The sequence below is a fragment of the Psychrobacter sp. AOP22-C1-C5 genome (assembly GCF_052378885.1).
GTDB lineage: Bacteria > Pseudomonadota > Gammaproteobacteria > Pseudomonadales > Moraxellaceae > Psychrobacter.
Genome location: NZ_JBQSYC010000025.1, coordinates 1 through 631 on the forward strand (window position 1 = coordinate 1; position 631 = coordinate 631).

The 631-nt window shown below is 43.6% G+C and carries 1 pseudogene; it reads right to left on the reverse strand.

Annotated features, from left to right (window positions below):
- Positions 1–631: pseudogene (locus tag ACT3TH_RS13690) on the reverse strand (IS5 family transposase); the annotation flags it as partial.

Below are 631 nucleotides of genomic sequence, written 5' to 3' on the forward strand. Positions count from 1 at the left end.
CAGAAGAAGTTCTCGATTAAGTGACGCCACTTGTACATTTCTTTATCGAAATCTCGTTGCTTTAAACGAGAGCGTTTAGGGGGTATGACCGCTTTGCTACCACGCTCTTCTAAGTCTAGCAGTAGCCAATCCGTGTCAAAGGCTCTATCAGCAAGCAATGCACCAAACTCTTTGTCTTTAATTAAAGGTTTAACGCCAGCCATGTCATGCTGTTGTCCTTTCAATAAAGTAAAATCAACAAGGTTGCCTAATGCATCAACCATTGCCATGATTTTAGTGGTCATACCGCCTCTTGATTTGCCAATTGCCTGATGACAAGCCCCCCTTTTGCGCCTTGTCCATGACGATGTACCTTAACAATAGTGCCATCAATCATGGCATACTCTAAATCTGAGTCATTCAGAGCATTAAATAGCTTGCTGAATCTATCGCTTTTTACCCATCGACGGTAGCGCTTATAAACACTGTTCCAGTTACCAAATTCAGGGGGTAAGTCTCGCCACGGACTACCTGTTCGGACAATCCATAGAACAGCTTCGATAAATAGTCGATTATTTACCGCTGTTCTACCAACATCGGTCTCTTTACCTGCACAATACGGTGCTATCTTTGCCCACTGGGCATCACTTAG